This is a genomic window from Amycolatopsis sp. N2S4-7 (assembly GCF_058119595.1).
Map to the genome: position 1 here is coordinate 128,279 of NZ_CP172299.1, position 26,588 is coordinate 154,866.

Annotated in this window: 24 protein-coding genes; 13 read left to right on the forward strand and 11 right to left on the reverse strand. The window is 73.3% G+C overall.

The annotated features are described in order from the left end of the window. Positions 1–43 precede the first annotated feature (43 nt). Genes ACH54P_RS00670 through ACH54P_RS00685 form a run of 4 tightly spaced genes read left to right on the forward strand, consistent with a single transcriptional unit; the run spans position 44 to position 4,689 of the window. Complete coding sequence (locus ACH54P_RS00670; RefSeq protein WP_489910321.1) at positions 44–529, forward strand: (2Fe-2S)-binding protein; 486 nt, start codon at positions 44–46, stop codon at positions 527–529. Beyond that, positions 526–1,527 (forward strand): FAD binding domain-containing protein, encoded by a 1,002-nt coding sequence (locus tag ACH54P_RS00675; protein WP_489917075.1) that lies wholly within the window; start codon positions 526–528, stop codon positions 1,525–1,527. Before ACH54P_RS00670 ends, ACH54P_RS00675 begins: the two co-directional genes overlap by 4 nt. Beyond that, entirely contained in the window at positions 1,524–3,698 is a 2,175-nt protein-coding gene (locus ACH54P_RS00680) for a xanthine dehydrogenase family protein molybdopterin-binding subunit (protein WP_489910322.1), read from the forward strand. Before ACH54P_RS00675 ends, ACH54P_RS00680 begins: the two co-directional genes overlap by 4 nt. Further along, positions 3,685–4,689, forward strand: coding sequence for a hypothetical protein (locus ACH54P_RS00685; protein WP_489910323.1), 1,005 nt, complete (start codon positions 3,685–3,687; stop codon positions 4,687–4,689). The genes ACH54P_RS00680 and ACH54P_RS00685 overlap by 14 nt, the downstream gene beginning before the upstream one ends. 95 nt (positions 4,690–4,784) lie before the next feature. On the opposite strand, the gene ACH54P_RS00690 is transcribed toward ACH54P_RS00685, so the two are convergent. From ACH54P_RS00690 to ACH54P_RS00705, 4 genes are all read right to left on the reverse strand, one after another. Further along, positions 4,785–5,123: a hypothetical protein gene (locus tag ACH54P_RS00690; RefSeq protein ID WP_364454109.1), complete on the reverse strand. Its 339-nt coding sequence runs from the start codon at positions 5,121–5,123 to the stop codon at positions 4,785–4,787. Positions 5,124–5,294: 171 nt separating this feature from the next. Further along, positions 5,295–8,438, reverse strand: a complete 3,144-nt coding sequence (locus ACH54P_RS00695) for a family 43 glycosylhydrolase (protein WP_489910324.1) — start codon at positions 8,436–8,438, stop codon at positions 5,295–5,297. 293 nt (positions 8,439–8,731) lie between these two features. Continuing rightward, positions 8,732–9,583, reverse strand: a complete 852-nt coding sequence (locus tag ACH54P_RS00700; RefSeq protein ID WP_489910325.1) for an LLM class flavin-dependent oxidoreductase — start codon at positions 9,581–9,583, stop codon at positions 8,732–8,734. Then, positions 9,580–10,491 carry an SDR family oxidoreductase gene (locus ACH54P_RS00705; RefSeq protein ID WP_489910326.1) on the reverse strand — a complete coding sequence of 304 codons (912 nt, stop codon included), beginning with the start codon at positions 10,489–10,491 and terminating at the stop codon, positions 9,580–9,582. The genes ACH54P_RS00700 and ACH54P_RS00705 overlap by 4 nt, the downstream gene beginning before the upstream one ends. 133 nt (positions 10,492–10,624) lie before the next feature. Between ACH54P_RS00705 and ACH54P_RS00710 the strand changes: the two genes are divergently transcribed. Next, positions 10,625–11,512 (forward strand): LysR family transcriptional regulator, encoded by an 888-nt coding sequence (locus tag ACH54P_RS00710; RefSeq protein WP_489910327.1) that lies wholly within the window; start codon positions 10,625–10,627, stop codon positions 11,510–11,512. 277 nt (positions 11,513–11,789) lie between these two features. Here the strand turns inward: ACH54P_RS00710 and ACH54P_RS00715 are convergent, their stop codons facing one another. Then, entirely contained in the window at positions 11,790–12,362 is a 573-nt protein-coding gene (locus tag ACH54P_RS00715) for a TetR family transcriptional regulator (protein ID WP_489910328.1), read from the reverse strand. Positions 12,363–12,469: 107 nt separating this feature from the next. Between ACH54P_RS00715 and ACH54P_RS00720 the strand changes: the two genes are divergently transcribed. Both ACH54P_RS00720 and ACH54P_RS00725 read left to right on the forward strand, forming a co-directional pair. Further along, positions 12,470–14,032, forward strand: coding sequence for a GMC oxidoreductase (locus ACH54P_RS00720; RefSeq protein ID WP_489910329.1), 1,563 nt, complete (start codon positions 12,470–12,472; stop codon positions 14,030–14,032). Positions 14,033–14,060: 28 nt separating this feature from the next. Next, positions 14,061–15,239 (forward strand): lipase family protein, encoded by a 1,179-nt coding sequence (locus ACH54P_RS00725; RefSeq protein ID WP_489910330.1) that lies wholly within the window; start codon positions 14,061–14,063, stop codon positions 15,237–15,239. Here the strand turns inward: ACH54P_RS00725 and ACH54P_RS00730 are convergent. Next, positions 15,191–16,123, reverse strand: coding sequence for a hypothetical protein (locus tag ACH54P_RS00730; RefSeq protein ID WP_489910331.1), 933 nt, complete (start codon positions 16,121–16,123; stop codon positions 15,191–15,193). The two genes, ACH54P_RS00725 and ACH54P_RS00730, sit on opposite strands and share 49 nt — an antisense overlap. A gap of 13 nt (positions 16,124–16,136) precedes the next feature. Further along, positions 16,137–17,210, reverse strand: a complete 1,074-nt coding sequence (locus ACH54P_RS00735; protein ID WP_489910332.1) for an alcohol dehydrogenase catalytic domain-containing protein — start codon at positions 17,208–17,210, stop codon at positions 16,137–16,139. Positions 17,211–17,291: 81 nt separating this feature from the next. Here ACH54P_RS00735 and ACH54P_RS00740 point away from each other — a divergent pair, with 81 nt between their 5' ends. Then, a complete protein-coding gene (locus ACH54P_RS00740) occupies positions 17,292–18,071 on the forward strand; it encodes a helix-turn-helix transcriptional regulator (RefSeq protein WP_489910333.1) in 780 nt (259 codons plus the stop codon). Here the strand turns inward: ACH54P_RS00740 and ACH54P_RS00745 are convergent. Next, a complete protein-coding gene (locus ACH54P_RS00745; protein WP_489910334.1) occupies positions 18,047–18,625 on the reverse strand; it encodes a TetR/AcrR family transcriptional regulator in 579 nt (192 codons plus the stop codon). The genes ACH54P_RS00740 and ACH54P_RS00745 overlap by 25 nt on opposite strands. 59 nt (positions 18,626–18,684) lie before the next feature. On the opposite strand from ACH54P_RS00745, the gene ACH54P_RS00750 reads away from it, so the two are divergent. From ACH54P_RS00750 to ACH54P_RS00770, 5 genes are all read left to right on the forward strand, one after another. Beyond that, positions 18,685–19,680: a glycoside hydrolase family 113 protein gene (locus tag ACH54P_RS00750; protein ID WP_489910335.1), complete on the forward strand. Its 996-nt coding sequence runs from the start codon at positions 18,685–18,687 to the stop codon at positions 19,678–19,680. Positions 19,681–19,799: 119 nt separating this feature from the next. Then, complete coding sequence (locus ACH54P_RS00755; RefSeq protein ID WP_489910336.1) at positions 19,800–21,761, forward strand: WD40 repeat domain-containing serine/threonine protein kinase; 1,962 nt, start codon at positions 19,800–19,802, stop codon at positions 21,759–21,761. 176 nt (positions 21,762–21,937) lie between these two features. Further along, entirely contained in the window at positions 21,938–22,732 is a 795-nt protein-coding gene (locus tag ACH54P_RS00760; protein ID WP_489910337.1) for a hypothetical protein, read from the forward strand. Positions 22,733–22,809: 77 nt separating this feature from the next. Next, positions 22,810–23,037, forward strand: coding sequence for a hypothetical protein (locus ACH54P_RS00765; RefSeq protein WP_489910338.1), 228 nt, complete (start codon positions 22,810–22,812; stop codon positions 23,035–23,037). 40 nt (positions 23,038–23,077) lie between these two features. Then, positions 23,078–24,343, forward strand: coding sequence for an alpha/beta hydrolase (locus ACH54P_RS00770; protein WP_489910339.1), 1,266 nt, complete (start codon positions 23,078–23,080; stop codon positions 24,341–24,343). Positions 24,344–24,358: 15 nt separating this feature from the next. Here the strand turns inward: ACH54P_RS00770 and ACH54P_RS00775 are convergent, their stop codons facing one another. The 3 genes from ACH54P_RS00775 to ACH54P_RS00785 form a co-directional block, all read right to left on the reverse strand. Then, positions 24,359–25,357 (reverse strand): choice-of-anchor D domain-containing protein, encoded by a 999-nt coding sequence (locus tag ACH54P_RS00775; RefSeq protein ID WP_489910340.1) that lies wholly within the window; start codon positions 25,355–25,357, stop codon positions 24,359–24,361. Between the two features lie 27 nt (positions 25,358–25,384). Next, positions 25,385–25,786 (reverse strand): hypothetical protein, encoded by a 402-nt coding sequence (locus tag ACH54P_RS00780; RefSeq protein ID WP_489910341.1) that lies wholly within the window; start codon positions 25,784–25,786, stop codon positions 25,385–25,387. Between the two features lie 68 nt (positions 25,787–25,854). Continuing rightward, positions 25,855–26,568, reverse strand: coding sequence for a GntR family transcriptional regulator (locus ACH54P_RS00785; RefSeq protein WP_489910342.1), 714 nt, complete (start codon positions 26,566–26,568; stop codon positions 25,855–25,857). Between the last annotated feature and the right edge of the window lie 20 nt (positions 26,569–26,588).

Sequence of the window (26,588 nt, forward strand, 5' to 3'; positions counted from 1 at the left end):
CACGGGAAGGCGCCCCCGCCCGCGGGCGGGTTAGCGTCGCCGCGTGTCCACTCCAGAAACCACCGTCGAAGCGACCGTGAACGGCGAAGCCGTCCGGCTCCGGCTCGATCCGCGGGAGTCGCTGCTCGACGTGCTGCGCGAACGGCTCGGCCTGACCGGCACCAAGAAGGGCTGCGACCAGGGCCACTGCGGTGCCTGCACGGTGCACCTGGCCGGGCGGCGCGTGGTGTCCTGCCTGACCCCCGCCGTGCAGGCCGCCGGGCAGGACGTCACCACCATCGAAGGCGTCACCGGCCCGGACGGCGCGCTGCACCCGCTGCAGCAGGCGTTCGTCGACAACGACGCGCTCCAGTGCGGCTACTGCACGCCCGGCCAGATCATGTCCGGGCTCGCCTGCATCGCCGAGGGCCACGCGGGCGACGACGACCAGATCCGCGAGTACCTGAGCGGCAACCTCTGCCGCTGCGGTGCCTACGTCGGCATCGTCGCCGCCGTCCGGCAGGCCGCCGAAGCCACCAAGGAGGGCTGAGGCGTCCCTTCGCCTACGTCGCGCCCGGCAGCCTCGCCGATGCCGTCGACGCCCTCCGCGACGCCGTCCCCGGCACCAAGGTCCTCGCCGGCGGCACGACGCTCTACGACCTCATGAAGCTCGGCATCGAGACCCCGCCCGCCGTCGTCGACGTGCACCGGCTGCCCGAGCTGACCACCATCGACGCCGGCGACGACGAGCTGTCCTTCGGCGCCGGCGCCCGGATGGCCGACGTCGCCGACCACCCGGCCGTCCGCGACGGCTACCCGGCCCTGTCCGAATCGCTGTGGCGCGCCGCGTCCCAGCAGCTGCGCAACATGGCCACCGTCGGCGGGAACCTGCTGCAGCGCACCCGGTGCGGGTACTTCCGCGGCGGCCCGGAGTTCCCGTGCAACAAGCGCGAACCCGGCAGCGGCTGCGCGGCGCGCGAAGGCCACGACCGCACCCACGCCCTGCTCGGCACCAGCGACGCCTGCATCGCGACCTACCCGGGCGACTGGGCGATCGCGCTGCTCGCCTTCGACGCCGTCGTCGACGTCGTCGGCCCGCGCGGGGAACGCACGGTGCCGTTGCAGGACCTGCACGTCGAGCCGGGGGACGACCCGACACGCGAACACGTCCTCGACCCCGACGAGCTGCTCCTGCGCATCCGGGTGCCGTCGACGCCCGCGGGCCGCGGGTCCGTCTACCTGAAGATCCGCGACCGCGAGTCCTACGCCTTCGCCCTCGCGTCGGCGGCGGTCGCGCTGACCGTGGAAGACGGCGTCGTCGGCGACTGCCGGATCGCGCTCGGCGGCGTCGCCACCCGGCCCTGGCGGGCGGAGGAGGCCGAACGCGTCCTGCGCGGTGGCCCGCTGACGCCGGAGGCCGCCCGGCACGCCGGCGAGATCGCCTTCGCCGGCGCGCGGCCGGGCACCTACAACGGATTCCGAGTCGAATTGGGCATCCGCACCGTCGCCGACGCCGTGCGCATGGCCGGGGAGAGAGCCACCCGATGACCGCCGACACGCGCCGTGTGGACGCCTACGAGAAGGTCACCGGCCGGGCCGCCTACGGCACCGACCGCGTCCCGGACGGCGTCGCCTACGCGACCCTCGCCCTGGCCCGCATCGCCCGCGGCCGGGTGTCCCGGGTGGACACCTCCGCGGCGGAAGCCGTGCCCGGCGTCCTGCTCGTCGTGACCCGGTTCGAGGCCGACGAGCTGGGCGGACCCGGGTTCATCATGGGTGGCGGCTTCTCCTTCCAGAGCCTGCAGCCGCTGGTGGACGACCACATCGCCTACCGCGGCCAGCCGATCGCCCTGGTCGTGGCGGACACCCTGGTCGCCGCGACCGAAGCCGCCGAGCTCGTCACCGCCGAGTACGAGACCGAGCCCTTCGCCGTCCACCTGGACGCCGAGGGCGCGACCACCCTCGTGCAGGAAGAGGCGATCCCGCTGCCGTTCCTCGCCGACATCAAGGTCGGCGACGCCGACGCGGCGGTCGACGCGAGCCCGGTGCGGATCGAAGGCACGTACGAGCACGCGGCCCAGCACGCGGTCCCGATGGAGCTCAACGGCGGTGTCGTCGAGTGGCGGGGCGACACGCTCGTCGTCCACGAGGGCACCCAGAACGCGGCCGCGGTCCGCGCCGGGCTCGCCCAGCAGCTCGGCCTCGACCCGGCGCACATCGAGGTGCGCTCGCCGTACGTCGGCGGGGGCTTCGGCCAGAAGAACTCGCTCCAGCCGCACCTGGGCCCCCTCGCACTGGTGGCGCGGCGCCTGGGCCGGCCGGTCAAGCTCGTGCTGGCCCGCACCCAGACCTTCCACAACGGCAGCTTCCGCCCGGCCACCCGCCACCGCGTCCGCCTCGGTGCCGACGAGTCCGGCAGGATCCTCGCCGCCGTGCACGAGGTCGACCAGCAGACCTCCCGGCACGACCTGTTCCCGGCGATGCACACCGAGGTCACCGCGCGCCTGTACGGCTTCCCGGCGTTCCGCGGCCGGCACCGCCTGGTGCAGACCGACGTCCAGACCCCGGGGTACATGCGGGCGCCGTTCGAAAGCTCGGCGATGTTCGCGTTCGAGTCGGCCGTCGACGAGCTCGCCTACGCCACCGGCCAGGACCCGGTGGCGCTGCGGCTGGCCAACGACACGATGACCGACCCGGTGACCGGACGGCCGTTCTCCACCCGCTTCCTCGCCGAATGCCTCCGCCGCGGCGCGGAGAAGTTCGGCTGGGCGGACCGCGACCCGGTGCCCGGCTCGATGCGCGCCGACGACGGCTCGCTGATCGGCTGGGGCGTCGCCGCGGGCAACTACCCGGGCCACGCCGCGCCCGCCGTCGCGCACCTGACCGCCACCGCCGACGGCTGCGTGACGGTCGGCGTCGACGGCCACGAAATGGGCCAGGGCATCCGCTCGGCGATCGCCCTGCTGGTGGCCGGCGACCTCGGCGTCCCGGTGGGGAACGTCGAGGTCCGCGTCGGCGACACCCGCTTCGCGCCGCAGCACCTCACGGCCGGTTCGTGGGGCACCGCGACCGCGCTGCCCGCCGTCCACTCGGGACTGCGGGAGCTGCGCAAGCACCTGAACGCCGCGGACACCGGCGACGTCGACGTCGCCGCGGCCGTCGGGCGCGCCGGGCACCCGGTGGAGGTCGAGGTGGCCACGGTCGCGGCCGGCCAGGCCCCCGAGGTGGTCGACCGGTCGAAGTCCGGGCACCTGGCCATCGCCGGGCCGGTCTACCCCGGATTCAGCACTTTCAGCTGGGTCGCGCACTTCGTCGAGGTCCGCGTGGAGCCGACGACGTGCCGGATCCGGGTCCCGCGGGTCGTCAGCGTCGTCGACTGCGGGCGCGTGGCCAGCCCGGTCACCGCCGCCAGTCAGGTCCGCGGCGGCGTGGTGTGGGGCATCGGCGGGGCGTTGCGCGAGGAGAGCCTCGTCGACGACCGGTTCGGCGGCTTCCTCAACTCCACGCTCGAGGAGTACCCGGTCATGGTCAACGCCGACGTCCACCGCATCGACGTCGACTTCGTGGACGAGCCCGACCTGCTGTTCAACCCGGTCGGGGTGAAGGGGCTCGGCGAGGTCGCGATGGTCGGCGTCGCGGCGGCCGTGGCGAACGCCGTCCACCACGCCACCGGACGGCGCCACCACCGGCTGCCGATCCGCGTCGATGACGTCCTCTGACCAGCAGCTCGACGACCGCCCGGCGGTCTGCCGCCCGGACGCGCTGAGCCCGGAAGCCCTGGCCGACGCGCGCCGGGCGCAGCCCCGGCGAGGGCTGCTCGGCCTGGCGTTCGTCCTGCCGGTGGCCGCGCTGCTCGCGGCGGGCGCCGGTGGCCCGGCGCGCTCGCTGGAGGTGCTCGGACCGCCGGTCACGTTCGCGCTGCCGATCGTCGCGGTGATCGCGTTCTGGTGGGAGGACTGGCCGGGCAGCCTCCTGCGCGGCGGCTGGCCCGGTCTCTCCGACACGGCGCTGGTGGTGGCGGGGGGAGCGGCGCTGACGCTGCTCGGCCGGGCCGTCACCGGGGCGGCTTCCGTGCCGCTCGCGGCGGGCATCTTCACCCTGGTGCTGCAGGTGACGCTGGTCGGTGAGGGCTGGCCGCTGCGGGGCCGGGGCGTGCGCTGGCCGGGCGTCGCCGCCCTGGCGGTGTGCTGGGTCGCCGGGTGGGCGCTGTACCGCGGCCTGGTCGGGACCGGCCTGGTGCCGGGCGAGGACTACGGCGCGTGGTTCGCGGTGCTGGGTGCCGGGCAGATGGTCTGGTACGTGGCGTTGCGCGGCTGGCCGTTCGCCCGGATCCGGCGGCGCGCGGTCCGGCTGGCGTCGGCGCACACCGCGGTCGTCGCCTGCGCCTGGGCGGGTTACTTCGCGCTCCCGCGGGACTGGACCGCGCCGGTCGCGGGCGCGGTCATCGCGTCGGTGCTCGTGGTGGCGATGCTGTTCGAGGCCTGGCCCGGGATCCGGCTGACGCCGGTGCCGGGCCGCGGCACCGTCCTGGTGCTGGCGGCGTTGCTGACGGCGGCGCTGCTGTGGCTCGTCCCGCTGGTGGCGCGCGGGACCGGGGTGCCGGACCGGCTGGTCGCCGGGTGGACGACGCACACGACGTTGAACGCGCTCAGCCTGGCGGTGATCCTGCACGTGGCGGTCTGGCGCCGCTGGCCGGTTTCAGCGTCGTGACGCGGCGGTCGCCAGCTGCTCGGTGATCTGGGCGAGCAGCTCGGTCGCGGCCTGGCCCAGCGCGGCCAGGTCGGCCAGCGTCGTCTCTTCGGTCTTCACAGGTCTTCCTCGAAAGCTTCGTGACGGGCGATGACGGCTTCGGCGAACGCGGTGTGCACGCGGAGGTACTCGTCGCGGCCGACCGCCGCGTCGGCCCACTCGTGCCAGCGGATGTGCGCCTCGGCGACGTCGATCTTCGCGGCCGCCGCCACCGTGGCGGGCGCGGTGCCGGCGAGGATCGCGTGGTGCATGAGGGACGGCGAAGAACGCCGGGCGAGCTCGGCCAGCGCGGCGAGGCGGCCGAGTTCGGTGAGCGCGTCGGAGGCAACCGGACGGCGGCGCGGCACGGGGACCGGGCGCGAGCTTTCGAGGCCGTCGGTCAGGACGCTGGTCATCAAACGACTCCTGGGCGGAAGCGGCGAACAGACCTGAACGGAGGACGTTTACCCGGGCCGAGCTGGGGTAAACGCGCGCGCTGGTGATCTCCGTCTCACCGCATCAAGTGACGCCGGGAAGGCCACCCCGGCGAGTCCTCCGAGGTGGCCGTCACGGACGGGTGCGCCGGGTCAGCTGAAGCGGATCGCCCCGCAGGGCCGCGGGATCCGCTGCGGCCGCACGCTTTCCAGGGTCGGCGTCACCGGCGCGATCGTGCCGTCGGGACGGAAGGTCAGCTTGTCGATCGTCGTTTCGCGGTGCGTCCCGTCTCCGCCCGGCATGCCGAAGCGGTGGTAGGCCAGGTACCAGTCGTCGGTGCCCGGGACCCGCAGCATCGAGCTGTGCCCGGTGCCGAGGACGCCGAGGTGGGCGTCCTTGCTCAGGATCAGGCCGCGGTTGGTGAACGGCCCGGCCGGGCTCGTCGCCGTCGCGTACCCGACGCGGTAGTCCTCGCTGCGGGTGTCGTCGATCGACCAGCTGAGGTAGTACGTGCCCTTCCGCTCGACCATGAACAGGCCCTCGCGGAAGCCGTCGAGGCCGGTGAGGCGGGTGATCTTCGCCGGGTCGTAGGACACCATGTCGTCGTTCAGCGGGACGACGTAGGCGTTCCCGTTGCCCCAGTACAGGTACGGCTGCCCGGTGTGGTCGACGAACACCGCCGGGTCGATCGCCTGGCCGCCGTCCGGGTTCTTCGCGATCAGGGGCCGGCCGGAGTCGACGAACGGGCCGGTCGGGGAGTCGCTCACCGCGACGCCGATCTTGGCTTCGGCGCAGAAGTAGAAATAGTACTTCCCGTTGTGCTCGGCGATCGTCGGCGCCCAGGCGTTCTTGTCGGCCCAGGCGACGTCCTTGCCGAGGTCGAGGATGACCCCCTCGTCCTTCCAGTCGACGAGGTTCTTCGACGACCACGCCGAGAACTTCGTGCCGCTCCAGCCGTCGAAGCCGTCGGTGGTCGGGTACAGGTAGTACGTGTCGCCGAACGCGACGATGTTCGGATCGGCCTGGTAGCCCGGCAGCACCGGGCTGCGCATCTCGTGCGCCTCGACCGTCCACACGCGACGGTCGCCGCCCGCGCCGGTGACCGTGAACTGCTTCGGCGAGCTGAGGTCGACCGTCTTCCCGTTGTCCGGCTTGACGGTCGCGCCCGGCGCCAGGCCGAACTTCGGCGCGAGCCTGCGCAGGTCGGTGCCCGGCCGCACGGGCAGGACGACCGTCCCGGCCCCGGCGTCGATGACGGCGGGCACCTTGAGCGCGTCGAGCTGCACCGACCGGATCGTGGTGCTGTTCGACGGGAGGGTGGCCACCTCGGGGCCGGACAGCGCCCGGTTGTAGAGCCGCACGTCCTTCATCCTGCCGGTCAGGGTCTTGTCGCTCGCGTACACCGAGCGGCCGAGGTAGTTCGCCGCCGTGACGCCGCCACCGAGGTCCGACGGCTTGATGGTGGCGTTCGGGTTGCGGGCGACTTCGACGCCGTCCACGTAGAGCACCTCGACACCGCCACCGACGGTCAGGGCGACGTTCTTCCAGACCCCGCGGGGAAGCCCGCCGGCTCCGGCCGCCTGCTCGGTCGTCCAGTTCCCGGTCGCGATGGCGCCGCGCACGCCGCCGCTCGCGGTGCCCCCGGTGGTGAACAGGTAGCCGCTCCCCGTGCCGTCCTTCGCCGTGTTGCCCAGGCCCCACAGGAAGTACGGCGTCTGCTGGTTCGGATCGACCAGGACGTCGGCCGACACCGTCGCCGCGGCGGCGCCGGTCAGCAGGTTGTTCGGCAGCTGGACGTGCCCGTTCTTCCCGCCGAAGGCCAGCGAGCCGCCGGCCCAGGAGACGTCACCGGCGAGGGCGCCGTCGTAGCCGTGCCCGGTGGCGTCGACGGCGACCTGGCCGGCCTTCGCGTCGAGCGGCCAGTGCGCGACGAGGCCGTCCGGGTCGGCCTTCGCGGGCGCCGGGGGAGCGCTGAGCCGGTTCATCTCCGCCTGCGTGACCGGCAGGACGGTGCCGTGCCGCGGCGACGCGGGCAGGTGCGCGCCGGTCGACATCGTCCACTTGCCGGAGGCGGGATCGGTGCTCTCGAACGGGACGTAGCCGCGGCCGCCGAATTCGTCGATGAACAGGTACCACTTGTTCTCGGTGTTGGACTTGAACCCGGTCGGCCCTTCGCCCGCGGAGAGGCCGGGGCTGGTCGCCGTCGCCTTGCCGAGGCAGTCGGCGACGAAGGCGTAGTGCGGGTCGAGCAGGTCGGTGGACTTCTCCTCGGTGATGAACTTGCTGCACGGCGTCGACGACGTGTTGTTGCGCTCGTCCTTGGTGAACCGGTAGTAGGTGCCCTTGTCCTGGATGATCGTCGAGTCGATCACCGAGTAACCCGGGTCGATCCACACCTGGGGCGCGCTGAAGGTGACGAAGTCGCGCGTGGTCGCGTACATCATCCGGTTGTAGGTGTCCCCGGTGTGGTCCGGGTCGTTCTCCGCGTAGAGCTTCGACGCCCAGTAGACGACGTAGTTCCCGCGTTTGGCGTCCCAGAAGGCTTCCGGGGCCCAGGTGTTCCCGGCGGTGGGCGGGGACACCTGCACACTGCGCTGGCGCGACCAGTGCGCGAGGTCGGTGGACTCCCAGACCATGATCGACCGGCTGCCGCTGCGCTGGGCGGCGTCCCACCCGCGGCCGTCGTAGATCCGCAGGTCGGTGGCGAGCAGGTAGAACTTGTCGCCGTCGGGGGAGCGCAGGATGAACGGGTCGCGCACGCCCAGTTCGCCGAGGCTCGACTTGAGCACCGGCTGGCCGTTGTTGAGCTCGGACCAGTTCAGCGGGTCGTTGCCCTTGCTGAGCGCCGAGTAGATCTGCTCGCCGTTGGAGGTGCCTTCGCCGGTGAAGTAGAAGAAGCTGTAGCCCGCCAGGGGTTCCTGGGCCGGCTTGGGGACGACGGTGGCGGTGAACCGCCGGGTCGTGCTCTCGCGGCCGAGGCTGACCTTCGCGGTCAGGACGACCTTCGCGGGCGCCGCGCCGGTCGGCGGCCGGGTGACCTCACCGGTCGGCGTGATCACGGCGGGCGCGGACGACGTCCAGGCGACGCCGGCGCCGTCGGGGGTGGTGGGGGGCAGGGTGAGGTTGCCGCGGACGTCGTCGACGCCGGGCACGGAGAGCGTGGCGGCGGCGGCACGCACGCCGGCTTCGGCGGCGGGTGACGACGCCGCTCCGGCGCCGGGGGAGAGGCCGAGGGGGACGAGCGTGGCCACGACGGCCAGCACGACGCCGAAACGGCGCGGGGAGAACAACTTCATCGTTGTCGGTTCCTTCGGAGCGCGTCGGGCCGGGAAGATGTTAACGTTAACATCCCGGGGAGCACGCTGACTCTAAGTCTGTGGTGCCGAGGGGTCAAGGGCCGGAAGGCGGGTCGCGGGCGGCTTCGCCCCGCTCGAGCTTCGCCGGAAGACGAACTCGACCGGCATCGGACCGCACCACCGGCGAGGTCAAGCCGACGGGCACCGGCGCGCGGAGCGGTGCCCGGCTCGGCCCCGGAGCTGCGCGCGGTGGCCGACGGCTGCGTGAGCGGCGATGCCGGGCCGTGTTCGGCCTACCCGAGCCCGCCGAACGCGGGTGCGAGCCGTTCCAGGTCTGCGGCGTCGGTGGTGGGCGGGGGCAGGAGGACGACGTGGTCCGCGCCCGCGGTGAGGTGTTCGCGCACCTTGGCCGCGATGGCCTCCGGGCCGCCGTAGGCCACCGTCGCGTCGGTGATCCCGGCGACGTCGTCCGGCGCGAAACCCAGGCGCCGCACCGATTTCCGGTACCACTCCAGGCCGAGGCTCGCCGCCACCGACTCGCGTGCCGCCTCGACGTCGCCGGTGACCACGGACAGGCCGGCCACGAGCAGCTTGCCGGGGCCGAGCGTCGCGCGGGCCTCGGCCGTGAGCGACGGCGGCTGGTTCGCCGGGAAGGCGCCGTCGGCGATCTCGGCGGCCAGCGCCAGCATCTTCGGCCCGTTCGCGCCGAGGATGCGCGGGTACTCCGCCGCGGGTGCGGCCGGCCACGTCTGCGCGTCCATCCGGGTCACGTAGTCGCGCACCGTCTTCAGCGGACTGCCGTACTCGCGGCCGACGGCGGCGGCCTGCTCGGGGTGGCCGGCCCCGACGCCGAGCACCAGCCGGCCCGGGTAGGCCTCGGCGAGCTGGGCCGCGGCGGCGTGCAGCGTCTGCGGTTCCCGGGCCCAGACGTTCGCGATGCCGGTGCCGAACTTCAGCCGTTCGGTCGCGGCCAGCAGGAGCGCCAGCTGCACGAGGGCGTCCTTCCCGCCGACGACCTCGTTCGTCCAGACGGTCCGGTACCCGGCGCGCTCGAGGCGTTGCGCGGTTTCCCGCTGACCGGCGGCGGAAGGCAGCTCGGTGAACGAGATCGGCAGGTAGACGCCGACCGGTCCCAGGTCCGTCATCGCACGCCCGCCTCGAAGTAGTGCCCGGCCTCGAGGTCTTCGACGAGCCCCGGCCGCTCGGGGCGCCAGTCGAACTCCTGGCGCGTCCGCTCGGCCGAAGCCGGGATGTCGAGCGTGAGGACGGCGCCCACGAACCCGAAGTGGTCGTACGCCGCTTCCGCCGGGATCGACGTCACCGGCACGTCCAGGTGGCGCCCGATCACCTCGGCGAGCTGCCGGACCGGGATGGCCTCGTCGCCGATCGCGTGCAGCCGCGTTCCCGCGGACGCCGTTTCCAGGGCGAGGCGGAACAGCCGCGCCGCGTCGAGGCGGTGGACCGCGGGCCAGCGTTGGGCGCCGTCGCCGGGGTAGGCCGAGACGCCCTTCGCGCGGGCGACGTCGATGATCCAGGACACGAAGCCCTGGTCGGTTTGGCCGTGGACGCTCGGGGGCAGGCGCAGCACCGAGACCCGCACACCGCGGCCGGCGAACGCGAGCGCCACCGTCTCGGTGCCGAAGCGGGGCGAGGTGATCGCCGCGGGGTCGGGCGTCATGTCCTCGGTCACGACCCGGCCGGGCGCGGCGCCGGCCGTGCCGGAGGTGACGACCAGGGGCCGCCCGGAACCCGCGAGCGCTTCGCCCAGTGCCTCGATCGCCCGCCGGTCCTCCCGGGCCGCGGCTTCGAACCGGGTGAAGGCGATGTCGTGGTTGAAGGCGAGGTGGATGACGCCGTCGGAGCCGGCCGCGCCGGCCCGCAGGCTCTCGAGGTCGTCGAGCGAGCCGCGGTGCACGCCGGCCCCGGCGGCTTCGAGCGCCGCGGCGGAGGCGTCCGAGCGGGCGAGGCCGAGGACCTGGTGACCCGCGTCGAGCAGCTCGCGGACGACGACGCTGCCGATGAAGCCGGTGGCGCCGGTGACGAAAACACGCATGGTGGGGTACTCCTGGGAAGAACGGTCTGGTCCTTCCACCGTGGCGGCGCCGAGGGTGCCGGGTCCAATGAATGTTTCGCGAAGCGTGACGCGGTTCGTGCATCACCGCAGGTCGAGCCGCTACGCTGGCGCCATGCCCGAACCGGATCTCGATCTCCGCCTGGTGCGCGGCTTCGCCGTCGTCGCCGAGCACCGGCACTTCGGCCGCGCCGCCGCCGAGCTGCACCTGACGCAGTCGTCGCTGAGCCGGCAGATCAACCGGCTGGAGCAGCAGGTGGGCGCGCGCCTGCTGGACCGCACGCCGCAGGGCACCCGGCTCACCGAAGCCGGCGAGGCGTTCCTGCCGCTCGCCGTCGAGGTGCTGCGGTCGGCGGCCGGGGCGGCCGCGCACGCGCGGGCGGTCGCCCGGCCCAGCCGGATCACCGTCGGGTACACGGCGAACCTGATCATCACGCCGGTGGTGCGCGAGCTGCGCCGCCGCCACCCCGGCGCCGAGGTCCGCACGCAGCACCTGAACTGGGGCGGCGCCCACACGGCCTTGCTGGAGCACCGCGTCGACGCGGCGGTGCTCCGGCTGCCGTTCCCGGCGGCGGGCCTGCACGTGACGGTGCTCTACGACGAGCCCCGCGTGCTCCTGATCCCGCGCGACCACCGCCTGGCGGGCAAGGAATCGGTGTCGCTCGACGACATCGCCGACGAGCCCCTGCCGCGCGCCTCGGACGCGGAGTGGGACGCGTTCTGGCGCGTCGACCCCCGCCCCGACGGCCGCCCGGCCCCGGACGGCCCGTTCATCACCGCGGTGGAGGACAAGCTGGAGCTGGTGGCGAGCGGCCAGGCGGTGGCGATCATCCCCGCCGCGCCGGGGAACGCCACCAACGTCCGCCCGGACCTGACGACGGTGCCGCTGGTGGACGTCTCGCCGAGCCAGGTGGCGGTGGCGTCCCGCGCCGGCGACCGGAGCCGGTTGGTGGCCGCGTTCCGCAAGTGCGCGGAGGCGTTGCTGACGGGGCCGCCGGGCTGACCGTCCGCTGTGGACGGACAGGCCCACCGATGTCGCCGGCCGCGTCCCGCGCCGCGTTGATCCCGTCGAGGTGACCAGCCTGTTCGGCGTGGGCACCAGCTGGGGACGCCGTCGTGCCAGAACACCCAGCGGCTCCGGCCTGCGGGCCCGGCGAGCGTGGTCCCGCCGTCGGTCACCGTGACGGACGCGGTCGTGACGCCCGCGGGCAGCGCCGGCGGTTCCGCCGTGCAGGTGCAGGACGCGGCCGTGGCCGCCTCGGCGGCCGGATCGACAAGCCTCAGTTCGCCGGGTCGCGGGCTCCGGCGAGGCCGTCCAGGAAGACCCGCACCAGCCGCTGCGCCGGTTCCGATCGCTCCCGCGGTGCCGGGCCCGCCACCAGTGCGGCCTCGTGCATTTCGAACAGCAGCGCCAGGTCCGCCGGTTCGAGGTCCGCCCGCACGCTGCCCTCGCGCTGGGCCCGCTCGAACGCCGGGCGCAGCAACGCGATCAGCGTCTGGGTGTACTGCCGCCGGCTGCGTTCCGGGAGCTCGCGGAACAACCGGACGAGCGGGCGCCGCCGGGCCTGCATCGCCAGCACCGTGCGCAGCAGCTCGCGGAACGGCTCCTGGCCCCGCACCCGGTTCTTCAACACCGCGAGGTGGTGCGCGGCGACGGCGAAGGCCAGCGCCGTGCGGTCGGGGAAGTGCCGGTAGACCGTCGCCCGGCCGAGGCCCGCGCGGCGGGCGACTTCGTCCAGCGCGACGTCGGCGTCTTCGCTGAACGCCTCGTCCGCGGCGCGGAGGATCGCTTCGCGGTTGCGGCGGGCGTCGACGCGCCGGGGCACGGCCGAAGACGGTCGCCCAGCGCGCATGGCGTCGAACCTTACTCGCGAGTAGTGAGACCGGCAATCCGTTCCATCTCTCGGTTCGGGTTCCTACAGTCACCCTCGGTCACCATCGCCGCCGGAGGAGCCCGCCCATGCGCACCCTGAACCGCCGTACCGTCCTGCGGGGCGCGGCCGCCGTCGCCGGCGCCGCCGCGCTCGGCGCGGGCCGGGTGCCGAGCACCCGGGAGGAGCACCGGGTCGTCGTCATCGGCTCCGGGTTCGGCGGCGGGGTCACCGCCCTGCGGCTCGCGCGGGCCGGGGTGCCGGTGCTGGTGCTCGAACGCGGGCGGCGCTGGCCGAGCGGGCCGGACGCCGAGACGTTCCCGCACCCGACGTCGGCGCCCGACAAGCGGATCTTCTGGCTCGGCTCGGCACCGGCGCTGCCGGGATTGCCTTCGCTACCGCCCTTCGAGCGCTACACCGGGCTGCTGGAACAGGTGAGCGGCCAGGGCATGAGCATGATGTGCGCCGCGGGGGTCGGCGGCGGTTCCCTGGTCTACCAGGGCATGACGCTGCAGCCGACGGCCGAGCTGTTCCACGCCTGCTTCCCCGAGCAGCTCGGCTACGCGCGCATGGACGCCGAGTACTACCCGCGCGTCGCCGCGATGCTCGGGATCGCCACGGCGCCGGACGCCCTCGTCGAGAGCAAGCCCTACCGGGCCGCGCGGATCTTCGCCCGCAACGCCCGCAACGCGGGCTACGGCGTCGAAAAGATCCCGATGCCGATCGACTGGGACTACGCGCTGCGCGAACTCGACGGCGAGCTGAAACCGTCCTACACCAACGGCGACTGCGCACTCGGGGTGAACAACGGCGGCAAGCACTCGGTCGACGTCACCTACCTCGCGGCCGCCGAAGCGACCGGCCGGTGCACGGTGGCGACCCTCCACAACGTCACCGACGTGGCGCTGGCGCCCGACGGCCGCTGGGAGATCCGCGTCGACCGGATCGACACCGGCGGAACCGTGCTGGAGAAGAAGGTGCTCCTCGCGAAGGCGCTCGTCATGGCGGCCGGGACGGCGAACACGACCCGGCTGCTCATGCGGGCGGGCGCGAAGGGCGACATCCCCGACCTGCCCGACGCGCTCGGCGCCGGCTGGGGCACCAACGGCGACCGCATCTACACGTGGACGAACCTCGCCGACGACTTCGGCGCGCCCCAGGGCGGCCCGGTGGTCTACGGCAGCAAGGAGTGGGACGACCCCGCCACGGCCAACACCGTCATCCAGGCGTCCCTGCCGCCGCTGCCGGACCTGCGGACCACGATGCTCGTCGGGTACGGCGTGAGCGAGGGCCGCGGCCGGTTCGTCTACGACGCCGCGAAGGACGACGCCGTCCTGCGCTGGCCCTCGAACGCCGACGCGAAGCTCAGCGCGCGCATCCACGAACGCATCTCCCGCATCGCCGGCCCCTTCGGCGTGCTGCTCGACACGACCGCGCTGGTACCCAGCACCTGGCACCCGCTCGGCGGCGCTTCGATGGGCGCGGTCTGCGACCTCGAGGGCCGCGTGCTCGGCCACCGCGGCCTGTACGTGCTCGACGGTGCCCTGATGCCGGGGACGACCGCCGCCTGCAACCCGTCGATGACCATCGCCGCGGTCGCCGAGCGCGCGCTGGACCACCTGATCGCCGAAGACGTCGACCGCGTCTTCTGATCCCTTCCGGACTCGACGAGGAGTTCCCGTGCGCAGAAGTCCTGTCTGGACGGTCTTGCCGGCCGTCGTCGCCACCCTGCTTTCGACGGTGTCCGCGAGCGCCGCCGCCGCGGACCCGCCGCAGGGCCCGGCCGGCAACGCCTTCTACACCCCGCCCAGCCCGCTGCCCGAGGGCGCCGACGGCGACGTCGTCTGGTGGCGGCCGCTGCCGGATTCGGCCAGTACCAAGGGCTACCTGGTGCTGTACCGGTCGAGGTCCGCGACGGACACCCCGATCGCCGTGTCCGGCCGGGTCCTGGTGCCCACCAAGCCGTGGGCCGGCGGCGGGCCGCGCCCGATCGTCTCGCTGGCCGGCGGCACCCGCGGCATCGGCGACCGCTGCGCGCCGTCGAAGTTCCAGCCCGACTACGAAAAGCCGCTGTTCATCGACGCGATGCTGAGCCGCGGCTGGGCCGTCGCGATCACCGACTACGAGGGCCTCGGCACGCCCGGCCTGCACACCTACGTCGTCGGCCGGTCGGAGGGCCACACGGTGATCGACGCCGTCCGCGCGGCCACCCGGCTGCCGGCGGCGGGCCTGGCGGCCGGTGGGCCGGTCGCGTTCTCCGGTTACTCGCAGGGCGGCGGGGGAGCGGCGTGGGCGGGCGAGTTGGCGCCGTCGTACGCGCCGGAGCTGATCGTCGCCGGCATCACGGCGGGCGGCACGCCCGCGGACCTCGACGTGGTGGCGAAGAGCCTCGACGGCGGCGTCGGCTTCGGGTTCCTGCTGCTGTCGGCGCTGGGCCTGGACGCGGCCTACCCGGAGCTGGACCTGCCCGCCTACCTCAACGAGCGGGGGCGCACGCTGTACGAGACGCAGCAGGACGCCTGCGTCGACGCCGTGTTCGGCTACGCCTTCGGGCACATCGCCGACTACACGACGTCGAACCCGCTCGGCACGGCGAAGTGGCAGGCACGGCTGGCCGAGAACGAGCTGGGCGCCCGGCCGCCGAAGGCGCCGATCTTCCTCTTCCACGGCAGCGCCGACGAGATCATCCCGCCGGCGCAGGCGCAGACCCTGCGCCGCGAGTACTGCGCGGCCGGCGTGGACGTCACGTGGGGCACCTACCTCGGCGAGCACGTGACGACGATGGTGTTCGCCGCGGGTGACGTCGTCAACTACCTCGGTGACCGGTTCGCGGGCAAGCCGGCGCGCTCCAGCTGCTGAGCGATTTCGTCCCGGGGGTACGGCGTCTTGCGGCTTTCGGTGTGGAGTGCGAGGTAGAAGTCGTTCACGACCTCGGCGAGTGCGGAATAGCGGTGGAGACCGGTGTCGTCGAGGTCGTGCCGGACGGCCCAGTTGTGCAGCCGGGTCAGCACGTAGGCCCGGTCGTGCGCGGAGTGGTCGGCGAGGAACTCCGCCTCGGCCGCCGACAGCGCGAAGTCCGGGAGCACCGCGAGCCCGAAGTCGGTGAGGTAGAGCCGTTCCCCGTCGGTGACGATGTTCTCGAAGTGCGCGTCGAAGTGCTGGATGCCCTGGCCGGCCAGGAAGTCGGTGAGCTCGCGGAGGTCACGGTGGGCCAGGTCCACGCCACTGGGGTTGTCGCTGAGCCATTGAGCGAGGTTGCTCGGCACGTACTCCAGGAACAGCACGAGGTCGGTGGTGGCTCCGGCGAGCGCTTCCAGCCGGCGCCGGACGCCCGGATCGCCGTGCCAGAACGCGACGTCCGGCTCGATGTCGGTGCGGGGCCGCCGCAGCCCGGGCAGGATCCGCCAGTGGTGCAGGAGCGGGAAGTTCGCGCACTCCCCGTCGCGGACCCAGCCCGTGGCCGCGAGGTGCGCTGCCAGCTCGCGCCAGGCCCCGCCGCCTGCGGAGCCGACCCCGTAGTGGGACCACGGCGGCAGCCCGTAGAGGTCGGCGGTCGACCCTTCGTGCCGCAGCTCGACGTCGGTGAGGGCGACCCGCTTCACGAACACGGGTTCACCGGCCACCTGCAGCAGCCAGGTCGACCCGCCGATCCCGGTGCCGAGCGGGCGCGCGGACGCCAGGAGGTCGTCGGGCGCTTCGGCCAGGGCGGCGGCGATCTTGTCGTGGCGGGCGAGTCGGGTCACGCTTCGACGTTACTCACGGGCGGACCACGGTGAGGGCGAACCGCGCCGCGCCGCCGGCCGCGTGGTCGAGGGCGCTCGCGATGTCGTCCAGTCCGAACTCGGTGACGGTGAACCGGTCCAGGTCGAGCAACCCGGCGCGGGCGAGGGCGATCAGGCTCGCGTTCGCCGTCCGCGGGCACAGCCACTGGCCGCGCAGGGTGATGTTGTTGCGCATGAGCCACGGGTAGGGGAGGGCGAGGTCGTCGCCGCCGAGCATGCCGACCCCGCCCATCAGCACCACCCGGCCGTACTCGCGGACCGTCATCGCCGCCGCGCGCACGGGCGCGGTGCCCGCCGACGGCGGCAGCAGGTCGAGGACGACGTCGATCGGCCCGGGGGCGGCCCGGCGGAGGCGGGCCGTGTCGTCGTCCCCGGTGAGCCGCACGGTCCGGACGCGGGCGCCGAAGCGCCGCTCCAGGTCTTCGAGAGCGGCCTCGTTCCGGCCCGGCGCGACGACGCACGCCGCGCCCATGGCGAGCGCCACCGCGACCGCCGCGCTCCCGAAGTTGCCGGTGGCGCCGCTGACCAGCACGGTCTCGCCCGGCCGCAGGTCCGCCGCGAGGAGCCCGCCGTACGGCACGAGGCAGAGGCTGAGGGCGGTCCACCGCCCGGCCTCGGCGGGATCGAGCGGGCCGACCGGGATCGCGTTCTCGGTCGGGACCAGGACCTGCTCGGCGTACGAGCCGTGGCCGAAGTGGCGCTGCAGGAACACACCGCCTTCGCCGCGCGCGCTCAGCCCCTGCAGGGTGATGTCGGGGGTGAGCGCGTCGTCGCGGGAGCGGATCGTGGGGTCGCACAGCACCCAGTCGCCGGGTGCCAGGCGGGTCGCGTCCGGGCCGGTGGCGCGCACCCGGCCGATCGCGCCGGCGCCGGGGACGACCGGCAGCGTCAGCAGGTAGTTCCGCTCGCCGCGGAACACCTCCGCCGCGTAGGGCAGCACCGGGGCGGCGACGACGTCGACCAGCACCTCGCCCGTGCCCAGGACGGGGGCGGGGACGTCGCGCACGGCCAGGGGTGTTCCGAATTCTTCGAGGATCGCGGCTCTCATGGCTCGATCGTCGGAGAACCGGGGCGTCCTAGCCAGGCCTGGTATCATCCTGGGACTGTCGGATGCCAGGCGGAGGTCGTGATGCCGGAGGCGGTCCGGGCCGGGCTGGGCGAGTTCCTGCGGTCCCGGCGCGAGCGGCTGAGCCCGGCGGCGCTCGGGTTGCCCGACCGGCGCCGTCGCCGGACCCCCGGGCTGCGCCGCGAAGAGGTCGCCGAACTGGCCGGTATCGGGATCGACTGGTACATCCGGCTCGAGCAGGGCCGGACGGTCAGCCCGTCGTCCGCGACGGTCGAGGCGCTCGCGGACGCCCTGCGGCTGGACGACGCCGAACGCGCCCACCTGCGCGCCCTGGCGCTGAACCCGGTCCGGACCCCGTTCGCCCGCGAGCGGGTGCCCGGGGCCACCCGGCGGCTCGTCGAGGGCCTGACCGAGCCCGCGTACGTCACCGGCCGCCGCTGGGACGTGCTGGCCTGGAACGCCGCGGCGGCCGAGCTGTTCACCGATTTCGGCGCGGTGCCGGAGGCCGACCGGAACGTCCTGGTCTTCCTGCTGCTCGGCGAGCGCGGCCGGCGGCTCTTCGGGGCCGGCTGGGCCGCGCAGGCCGAGCACACGGTCGCGCAGTTCCGCGCCGTGCACGACCTGTGGGCCGGCGACCCGGCGTTCACCGGGCTGGCGGCGCGGCTGCGCGCGGGCTGCCCGGAGTTCGCGACCTGGTGGGACCGCCACGACGTCGGCCGGAGCGGACCCGGCCGGAAGACGCTGTACCGGCCCGAGCGGGCGGAGTTCGACTACGCGACCTTCCAGGCCGCCGAGGATCCGGCACTACGCCTGACGATCTACGCGCCCACCAGCGGCAGGTAGACCTCGTCGACGATCTCGACGAGCACGCCGTCGTCCGCTGTGGTCAGTCCGCGCGTGAGGATTTCGTTGCGCAGCAGCACGAGCGCGACGGTGGCGGCACGCGGGGTGCGGGCGTCCGGTCGCGCCTCGCCGCGGGCGATCGCCCGGTCGAGGATCTCCAGCCACGGCGCCGCGGCGCCTTCGGCGGCCTGTTCGTGCAGCTGTTCCCGCAGCTCCGGTTCTTCGCCGACGCCGGTCAGCAGGCCGCGGAGGATCCGGGCGGCGGGGGAGGACTGGCCGCAGTTGATCGCGCGCAGCAGCGCCAGGGCGTCTTCGCGGAGCTCGCCCGTGTCGGGGGGTTTCAGCCTGTCCTCGGCCAGGTGCCGGTAGGCGGCGACGCCGAGCGCGGCGCGGTTCGGCCAGCGGCGGTAGAGCGCGTTCTTGTTGGTGCCGGCCCGCTGCGCGACCCGTTCCATGGTCAGCCCGGGGTAGCCGACCTCGGCGAGCTCGTCCGCGGCGGCGCGCAGGATCGCGTCCTCCAGCTCGGCGCCGCGGCGCCGGGTCTTCTCGGCCATGGGCCGCAGCGTAGCGCATTTAGGGTACGGTACGGTCCGTACCCTAATGAGGAGGAAGCATGCGCGCCAAGGGCATCGGCTACGACACCGGCCTGGAGCACGGCGGACGGTTCAACCGCCCGTTCGACCCGGACCTGGTCCGCCGCGAGCTGACGATCATCCGCGACGACCTGCACTGCACGGCGGTGCGGCTGATCGGCACCGACCTGGACCGGATCGAGCACGCCGCCCGCGAGGCGGCCGCGCTGGGGCTGGAGGTGTGGTTCTCGCCGTTCCCGTGGGACCGCACCCCGGAGGAGATCCTCGAGCTCCTCGCCGACGGCGCGGCGCGGGCCGAACGCCTCCGGGTGGCGGGTGCCGAGGTCGTGTTCGTCACCGGCGCCGAACTGAGCCTGTTCAACCACGGTTTCCTGCCCGGCTCCGGCCTCGAGGAACGGCTGGCCGGTCTGCTGGCGTCGCGGGATCTCGTGGCCGGGCTCCCGGAGCGGGTCAACGCCTTCCTGGCCCGGGCGGTCGAGACGGTCCGGGCGCGGTTCGGCGGCCGCGTCACGTATGCGGCCGTGCCGCTGGAGCGGGTGGACTGGGCGCCGTTCGACATCGTCTCGGTGGACGCGCACCGCTCGAAGGAGGTCGAGCACCTCTACCGCGAGGGCGTCCGGAGCCTGGTCGCGGCGGGCAAGCCGGTGGCCATCACGGAGTTCGGCGTGACCCCCTACCGCGGCGCGGCCGACCTCGGCGCCCGCTGCGGCGAAATCCTGGAGTACGAGGGCGATGTCCCCGTCCGGGTGAAGGGTGACTACGTCCGCGACGAAGAGGAGCAGGCGCGCTACTTCCGGGAGCTGCTGGAGATCTTCGAGACGGAGGGCGTCGACGCGGCTTTCGCGTGCACGTTCGTCTGCTACGGCCTGGTGCACCGGGCCGATCCCCGGGTGGACCTGGACCTCGCGAGCTGGGGCGTGGTGAAGGTGCTGGAGGAGGGTTCGGGGGAGAGCTACCCGGGAGTGCCGTGGGAACCGAAGGCGGCGTTCGGCGCCCTGGCCGAGTGCTACGCCTGAGCCGGTATTCCGCGCAACCACCTCCCGGGATCCCGGTGGGCTGCTAACGTCCTGCCGGGAATTCCACCGGAGCCGGCCTGCTCGTCGGCGAGCGACCACGCGTGGGGCGAGGAGAGGTGATGGCGCAGGTCCTCCGGGGGCGGTACCGGCTGGGTTCGGTGCTCGGCGAAGGCGGCTTCGGGAAGGTGTGGCGCGCGACCGACGAGCTGATCGGGCGGGTCGTGGCCGTCAAGGAACTGCGCCCACCGCCCGGCCTCTCGGCCGAGGGCCGGGCCCTGGCCGTCCGGCGCGCCCTCCGCGAGGCGCGCACCGCCGGGCAGATCAGCCACCCGGGTGTCGTCGCCATCCACGACGTCCTCCCCGCGACCGAAGACGACGACGCGGTGTACGTCGTCATGGAACTGGTCGACGCCCCGTCCCTGGCGGAGCTGCTGGATCGCGAAGGGGCGCTGCCGGAGGAGAGGGTCACCGCCCTGGCGGTGCGGATCCTCGAGGCGCTCGCCGCGGCGCACGAGACCGGCGTGGTGCACCGGGACGTCAAGCCCGCCAACATGCTGGTCCTGCCCGGCGACCGGGTGAAGCTGGTCGACTTCGGCATCGCCCACGCCGTGGACGAGACCCGGCTGACCCGGGACGGGGCGATGGGCTCCGCCGGCTACATGGCGCCCGAGCTCCTCCACGGCGAAGACCCCACGCTGGCCGCGGACCTGTGGTCGGTGGGGGCGACGCTGTTCCACGCCGTCGCGGGACACGGCCCGTTCGACCGCGCCACCGCCGCGGCCGTCCTGCACGCCGTGCTCTACGCCGATCTGCCGGCTCCGCCGTGCGGGGGACCGCTCGCGCGGGTGATCGCCGGGTGTCTCGTCCGTGACCCCGCCGAGCGCTTGACGGGAGCGCAGGCCCTGGCGCTGCTGCGGCCCGGTGTCACCGTTCCGCAGGCGGTGTCCGCGCGTGCCGGAACCCCTGTGCCGCAACCGAAACCGCAGACCACGGTGCGGGAGACGGCAGTCACGCCGGCCGCGTCCTCGAAGATGAACCTCCCGGTGGTGCTCACGATCGCCGGGCTGGTGGTCGCGCTCGTCGTCGTGTGGGCCGTGTCGGCGTTACCGGACCGGACGGACGCGCAGGCGACGGCCGTCGCGCTCGGCGCCCTGCCGGGCGCCGTCTCGCTGACCCCCAGGGACACCCCGCAGGCGGCGGCGTTCAGCCCGGACGGGCGCGTGCTCGTCACCGGGGCCGGGACGGCGGTCCAGCTCTGGAACCTGACCGACGCCGCCCATCCGTCGGCCGCCGGCCGGATACCGCGGCCGGGCGGCTCGGAGGGGCCGGTCGTCTTCCGCCCGGACGGCCGGGTGGCCGCCGTCGCCGGCGAGGCCGCCGTCGAGCTCTGGGACACGGCGGATCCGGCGCACCCGGTGTCCCTCGCGCGGCTGAAGATGTCGTGCTGCGCCATCAACGCCGTGACGTTCGGCTCCGACGGCCGGACCCTCGCGGTCTCCGGCTCGGGATACCTGCAGCTGTGGAACACCGCCGACCCCGCCCACGCGGTGGAGCTCGGCCCCCTGACGAAGCTGACCGGCGTCTCGTCGGCCGGGTCGATGGCGTTCGGCGCCGGCGGGCGCACCCTCACGGTCGCCCAGGACGACGTCGGACCGGTGCTGGTGCTGGACGTGTCGAAGCCGGCGCGGGTCACGACACTCAGCAGCACGGACGAGGCCGACACCGCGGAACTGGCGGCGCGCCCCGACGGCCGGGGCTTCGTGATCGGCAAGTGGAACTCGCTGCAGCTGTGGACGACGTCGGACCCCGCCCGGCCGCAGGCCGCCGGCGCGGAGCTGAAGCACGGGTACGCCGGCGGTCACCTCGCGTTCGGCGCGGGGGGCCGCCGGCTCGCCGTGGCCGACAGCACGGGCCGCATCGGGCTGTGGGACGTCTCGGAGCAGGACGCCGTGACCTTCAAGGGCGAGGCGAAGCTGCCCGGAACCGGCCCCTTCGACGGCGTCCTGCTCGGCCCCGACGGGCATCTCGGGGTCTCCGTGGCCCGGGGCTCGACCGCGATCTCCCTCTGGCGTATCGAGTGAAGTCCTCTGATGACTGGGTGGGTGAATTTCGAGCCCTCTCGGCGAGCGTTGACAGAAAGCGCTCTCCCTTCTAACTTCAAAGCGCAAGACATCGGATGTCCAGCCCGGTTTCGCCGGGCCCTCCGCCGGCCGATGTGCACCCCTGCCGAACCGTCGTCAGGAAGGACACACCGACGATGCCGGAATTCCCCCGCAGGACGGCCCTCCGCTCCTTCGCCGTCTCCGCCCTCGCCGTCCCGATCGTGCTCGGGACGGCGCTGCCCGCCCAGGCGGCTCCGCTGTGGCACCCGAACCCCGCCACCGACGGCCTGAAGGCCTTCGAGGGCATCGAGGCCGACCGCGGCCACCACCACCCCGACCGCAAGTACGTCGTCGTCGAGGGCGACCACTACCGCTTCAACATCTGGAAGGACGACCGCGACACCACCGGCGGCGGCGACCGCCAGCGCACCGAGTCGAAGGGCATGGTGCAGAACGGCACCGCGCTCAAGATGCACGACGGCGAGACCTGGACGATCTCCTACGAGATGTACATCCCGGCGTCGCTGCACGGCACCAGCAAGTTCACCCACATCTTCCAGACCAAGACGCCGTCGACCAACGGCGGTCCGTGGGTGACCCTGGACCTCACCCGCAGCGGTGGCAAGGAGATGCTCGACGCCCGTGCCTACGCCAACTCGGGTTCGCCGAGCATCGCGGCCACCGCCCTCGCGCCGCTGCGCGACAAGTGGATCACCATCGAGTGGACGTTCACCCCGGGCTCGAAGGGGAAGGCGGCGTGCGTCATCCGGAACGGCACCGGGTCCGGCGCGCCGGTCGCCGCGCAGGGCGCGATGAGCGGGGTGAACATCCCCGACCAGGGCGACTACGTCCGCCCCAAGTGGGGGATCTACCGCTCGGTCCAGAGCGCTTCGTCCGACATCCTCGACACGTACCTGCTCTTCCGGAACTATTCGGCCTCGCGCAAGTAGGCGGTGTCGATCCGGGGCGGGCGCGTTCGTACAAGCGGCGAGCGGCGGGATCCGCCCGCCCCGCGAGGAGGAGCGTCATGGCGCACTACCTGCTGTCGGTGCACCGCGTCGAAGGCGAGGTCCGCGAACCGCCGTCCGAGGCGGCGATGCGGGAGACCCAGCAGCCGCTCGGCGACGTCGAGCGGGACCTGAAGGCGACCAGTGCCTGGGTCTTCAGCGCCCGGCTGGACGAGCCCGCCGCCGCGCTCGGGTGGGCCGCCCGGGTCACCGCGGCCATCCACGCGCTCGCGGGGGCCGCCGGCTGAGCCGTGGCGGCGACCGGGCGTTCGGGGTGACACTGGCGCCATGAAGGTCGTCGACGGGCAGCGCGGGGCGTATCGCCCGACGACAACCGTGCCGCCGCCGCTGCGGCGCGGTCCGCTGCTGGTCACGGCCGTTTTCGCCGCGCTCGGCGGCGCCCTGATCCCGGCGGCCGCGGTGCCCGCGCTCTGGCGGCTCTGGCAGCTGTACGCGATGTTGTTCGGCGCGGTGGCCGCCGTCGAACTCCTCGCCGTCGTCGTGGTGCTCGGGTGGCCGACCCGCAGGACCGCGCACTTCGGTGCTTTCGCGGCGGCGGCGGCGCTCGCGCTGTGGGTGGTCAGCCGGCCGCTCGGGCTGCTGACGCGGTTCGACCCCTGGCAGCCGGCCGACACGGTGGCCGGGTTCACCGACCACGCCGCCGCCGCGCTGCAGGTCGTCGCGCTGTTCGGGTTCCTGGTCGTGGCCCGGCGCCGGGCGCACCCCAGGCCGTCCGCGCCGCGGCGGGTGGCGGCGTGGATCGTGCTGTTCCCGGTGCTCCTGCTGGTGCTCGCGACCGGCGCGGCGGGCACCGTCGCGGCCGGCGACAACGTCACCGGTCAGCCGGCCTCGACCCTGCTCGACGGCAGCACGGTCGAATACTGCCGCCCGGACGGGATTCCCCTGGCCATGGACCTCATCCGCCCGCGCCCGGACGCCCGCGGCGCCCCGGTGGCGCTCTTCCTGCACGGCGGCGGGCTCGTCCTGGGCAACCGCAAGCCGTCCGGCCCGGGCGCGCTGCTCGCCGGGTCGCGGCTCGGCCCGCTGCGCGACGCGCTGACGGCCCGCGGGTTCGCGGTCGCCTCGATCGACTACCGCCTGGCCCCCGCGGCGCCCTGGCCGGCCCCCCTCGCGGACGCCCGCTGCGCGGTCCGGTTCCTCAAGGCCCACGCGGCGGAGCTGAACCTCGACCCGGCCCGGATCACGGCGGTGGGCACCGGAGCGGGCGGCACCCTGGCGGCACTCCTCGGCGTCGCGCGGGAGGCCGAGAACAGCACGGTCCGCGCGGTCGCGGCCCTGGCGGCCCCGGCCGACTTCGACCTGGCGGGCCTCGACCCGCTCACGCGCGCTTCGGTGCTGACGGCCCTGGGCCGTTCCCCGGCCACGCTGAGGTCGGCGAGCCCGCTGACGTACCCGGCCGCGGGCGCACCCCCGTTCCTCCTCGCCGAAGGGGGCCGCAAGTCGGCGGAGTTCGCGGACCACCTGCGCGCGGCGGGGGTTCCGGTGACGACGGACCCGGACGTGGCCGCCTTCCTGGCGACGGCCGTCGGCTGACCGGGCACCCTGCGGCTACGGGGCGATTCCTTCGGCTCTGCCGTGGACCTGGACGGTCCCGAACACACCGGCGGATCCGTGCCGGCTGACCGTGACAGCGCCGCTCTGGGAGCCTGCCCCGGTGGGGACGAACGTGACGCGGACCGTGGTGGAGTCACCTTGACGGAGGCGCGCAGGAGGTCTGCCGAGGTGGAACGCGGTCGAACCGGTGCGTCGGAGGTCCAGGTCCAGATCACGGGAAGTGAAGTTGGTGATCGTGAAGCTGGCCGGGCTGGGTACTCCGATACGCGCCGTCCCGAAATCGATCGACGTCCGGTTCAGCCGAGGTCGGCTCTGGGTGAATTTTTCGGCGTGGCCGCGCAGGCGCCAAGCCGTGAACGAATCGCCCCAGTCGGCGGTGATCTCTTGGGCATTTTCGTCGAACCCGGCCAGGAGCGAGTACCAGATCTTCGATCCGATGAGGTCATCGGGATTCGACCAGGACCACAGGTTTTCGAGAATGTTCTGCTGAGCCCGGATGGCCGACTCGACCCTGGACCGGATCAGTTCCGTGAAGGCAGCTTCGTCGAAGCTGAGGGCCGTGGCGAGGTTCGCCGCGATCCCTTCGATGGCATACCGTACCTGGGACAGCAGTTCGCGGCGTCCGGCTTCGGCGCCGTCGTCGGTGACGCGGTCCTCCTCCATCAGGATCGCGATCACGCCGACGATCGCGCCCACCTCGGCGTTGATGGTGCCCTCGGCCTGGGGAAGTTCTCGCAACGTGGTTTCCCACCGTCCGACCCGGTCCGGCACCGCGACGGACGCCGGCGCCCGAACAAAGTCGACTCCGAGGTTGCCGTGGCTTCCGGGAGTCCCGGCCACGGTCGCGACCGGCGCGCCGGTCTCGCGGTCGTCGTCGATCTTGAAGAAGACGGTCCACAGGTACGGCTGGGCCCGTTGGTTGCGGAACGGACCTGTGTTCCGGGTGGCGCGGAATTCGACGGTGTCCAAGGTGATTCGAGTGTTGATGCGCATCCGTCCCCTCCACGGGACTCGACGGGATCACGGCCCGGTCGGCACATAGGTGTAGGTGACGTCGACCGTCTCCCGGACGCGCAGCTGAACTCGGGCGTAGGCAAAACTTGCGCCACCGACCGAAAGAGTCCGGGGGTTGCCGTCCAAAGTCTGGAGTTGACTGTTGCGGCCCAGCCATCTTCCGTCGCCGTAGCGGACTTTCACCCGGGCGCCTTCCGGGCCGCGGAAGATGCAGGAAAAACTCACGTTCCACCCGGATTCCAGGGTGCGCCACTCTCCGGGGCGCACTTCCTTCGTTCTGACTACTTCGGACATGGTGATCTCCGCCGAGGTGTCGACAATGGTCGACTCGAGGATGATATCTTCGGATGTCGCCGTCAACCGCCAACGTGTTGAATCGGAAACCGCGGCCTGCTCAATAATTTCCAACCTGCGAGAATCGTGATGAGCGAAATGCGGTCGACTTCGCGAGATGTGAATCCCTGAGGCGGCCGGCGTCACTCCCAGACGACCACATTGCGCCGCGTGGGGACCGAGGTCGGGTCCGTGCTGAACAGCTCCGGGGACCGGGCCCGGATGCGCTCCACGTCCTCGAACACCGCGCGCAGGTGCCTGCGCATCGCCGTGCGGGCCACCGTGATGTCACCCTCGCGGACCGCGTCGAAGATCTCCACGTGCTGCGTCGCGAACTCCGCGGGGGTCTGCGCGTCGTAGAGCCCGAGACGGCGGGCCCGGTCGAGGTGGCCTTTCGCCGACGCCACCGTCGTCCACGCGTTGCCGTGGCCGCTCAATTTCAGCAGTCCCTGGTGGAACGCCTCGTCCAGCGCGAAGAACTCCTCGAGGTCGATGTCCGGGCGCTGCTGGCGCGCCAGGTTGGCCAGCAGGTCCTCGACCACGGCGTCGTCCAGAGCCGGCGGCAGGTCGTCGAGGGCCGCCAGTTCCACCGCTTCGCGCAGGAACTGCGCGTCCGCCACGCGCTGCGGGTCGACGCGGGAGACGAACGAGCCGATCTGCGGGAACACCTGCACCAGGCCCTCGTCGGCCAGCAGGATCAGGCCTTCGCGCACCGGGGTCCGGCTGACGCCCAGGCTCGCCGCCAGCTCGTTCTCCGACAACGCCGCGCCGGGCGGCAGCTCCAGCGTCAGCACCCGGCGCCGCAGCGTCTCGTACACCGCGCGCCGGTTCGTCCCGCGCTTGTTCCGTTCGGTCACCCTTGACATCCTAGCCGACA

What these genes read in the sequence shown, in the direction of transcription:
- ACH54P_RS00680 (WP_489910322.1), top strand. Translation starts at nt 1,524, where the DNA reads ATGACCGCCGACACGCGCCGTGTGGACGCCTACGAGAAGGTCACCGGC.
- ACH54P_RS00685 (WP_489910323.1), top strand. Translation starts at nt 3,685, where the DNA reads ATGACGTCCTCTGACCAGCAGCTCGACGACCGCCCGGCGGTCTGCCGC.
- ACH54P_RS00690 (WP_364454109.1), bottom strand. Translation starts at nt 5,123, where the DNA reads ATGACCAGCGTCCTGACCGACGGCCTCGAAAGCTCGCGCCCGGTCCCC.
- ACH54P_RS00695 (WP_489910324.1), bottom strand. Translation starts at nt 8,438, where the DNA reads ATGAAGTTGTTCTCCCCGCGCCGTTTCGGCGTCGTGCTGGCCGTCGTG.
- ACH54P_RS00700 (WP_489910325.1), bottom strand. Translation starts at nt 9,583, where the DNA reads ATGACGGACCTGGGACCGGTCGGCGTCTACCTGCCGATCTCGTTCACC.
- ACH54P_RS00705 (WP_489910326.1), bottom strand. Translation starts at nt 10,491, where the DNA reads ATGCGTGTTTTCGTCACCGGCGCCACCGGCTTCATCGGCAGCGTCGTC.
- ACH54P_RS00710 (WP_489910327.1), top strand. Translation starts at nt 10,625, where the DNA reads ATGCCCGAACCGGATCTCGATCTCCGCCTGGTGCGCGGCTTCGCCGTC.
- ACH54P_RS00715 (WP_489910328.1), bottom strand. Translation starts at nt 12,362, where the DNA reads ATGCGCGCTGGGCGACCGTCTTCGGCCGTGCCCCGGCGCGTCGACGCC.
- ACH54P_RS00720 (WP_489910329.1), top strand. Translation starts at nt 12,470, where the DNA reads ATGCGCACCCTGAACCGCCGTACCGTCCTGCGGGGCGCGGCCGCCGTC.
- ACH54P_RS00735 (WP_489910332.1), bottom strand. Translation starts at nt 17,210, where the DNA reads ATGAGAGCCGCGATCCTCGAAGAATTCGGAACACCCCTGGCCGTGCGC.
- ACH54P_RS00740 (WP_489910333.1), top strand. Translation starts at nt 17,292, where the DNA reads ATGCCGGAGGCGGTCCGGGCCGGGCTGGGCGAGTTCCTGCGGTCCCGG.
- ACH54P_RS00745 (WP_489910334.1), bottom strand. Translation starts at nt 18,625, where the DNA reads ATGGCCGAGAAGACCCGGCGCCGCGGCGCCGAGCTGGAGGACGCGATC.
- ACH54P_RS00750 (WP_489910335.1), top strand. Translation starts at nt 18,685, where the DNA reads ATGCGCGCCAAGGGCATCGGCTACGACACCGGCCTGGAGCACGGCGGA.
- ACH54P_RS00755 (WP_489910336.1), top strand. Translation starts at nt 19,800, where the DNA reads ATGGCGCAGGTCCTCCGGGGGCGGTACCGGCTGGGTTCGGTGCTCGGC.
- ACH54P_RS00760 (WP_489910337.1), top strand. Translation starts at nt 21,938, where the DNA reads ATGCCGGAATTCCCCCGCAGGACGGCCCTCCGCTCCTTCGCCGTCTCC.
- ACH54P_RS00765 (WP_489910338.1), top strand. Translation starts at nt 22,810, where the DNA reads ATGGCGCACTACCTGCTGTCGGTGCACCGCGTCGAAGGCGAGGTCCGC.
- ACH54P_RS00770 (WP_489910339.1), top strand. Translation starts at nt 23,078, where the DNA reads ATGAAGGTCGTCGACGGGCAGCGCGGGGCGTATCGCCCGACGACAACC.
- ACH54P_RS00775 (WP_489910340.1), bottom strand. Translation starts at nt 25,357, where the DNA reads ATGCGCATCAACACTCGAATCACCTTGGACACCGTCGAATTCCGCGCC.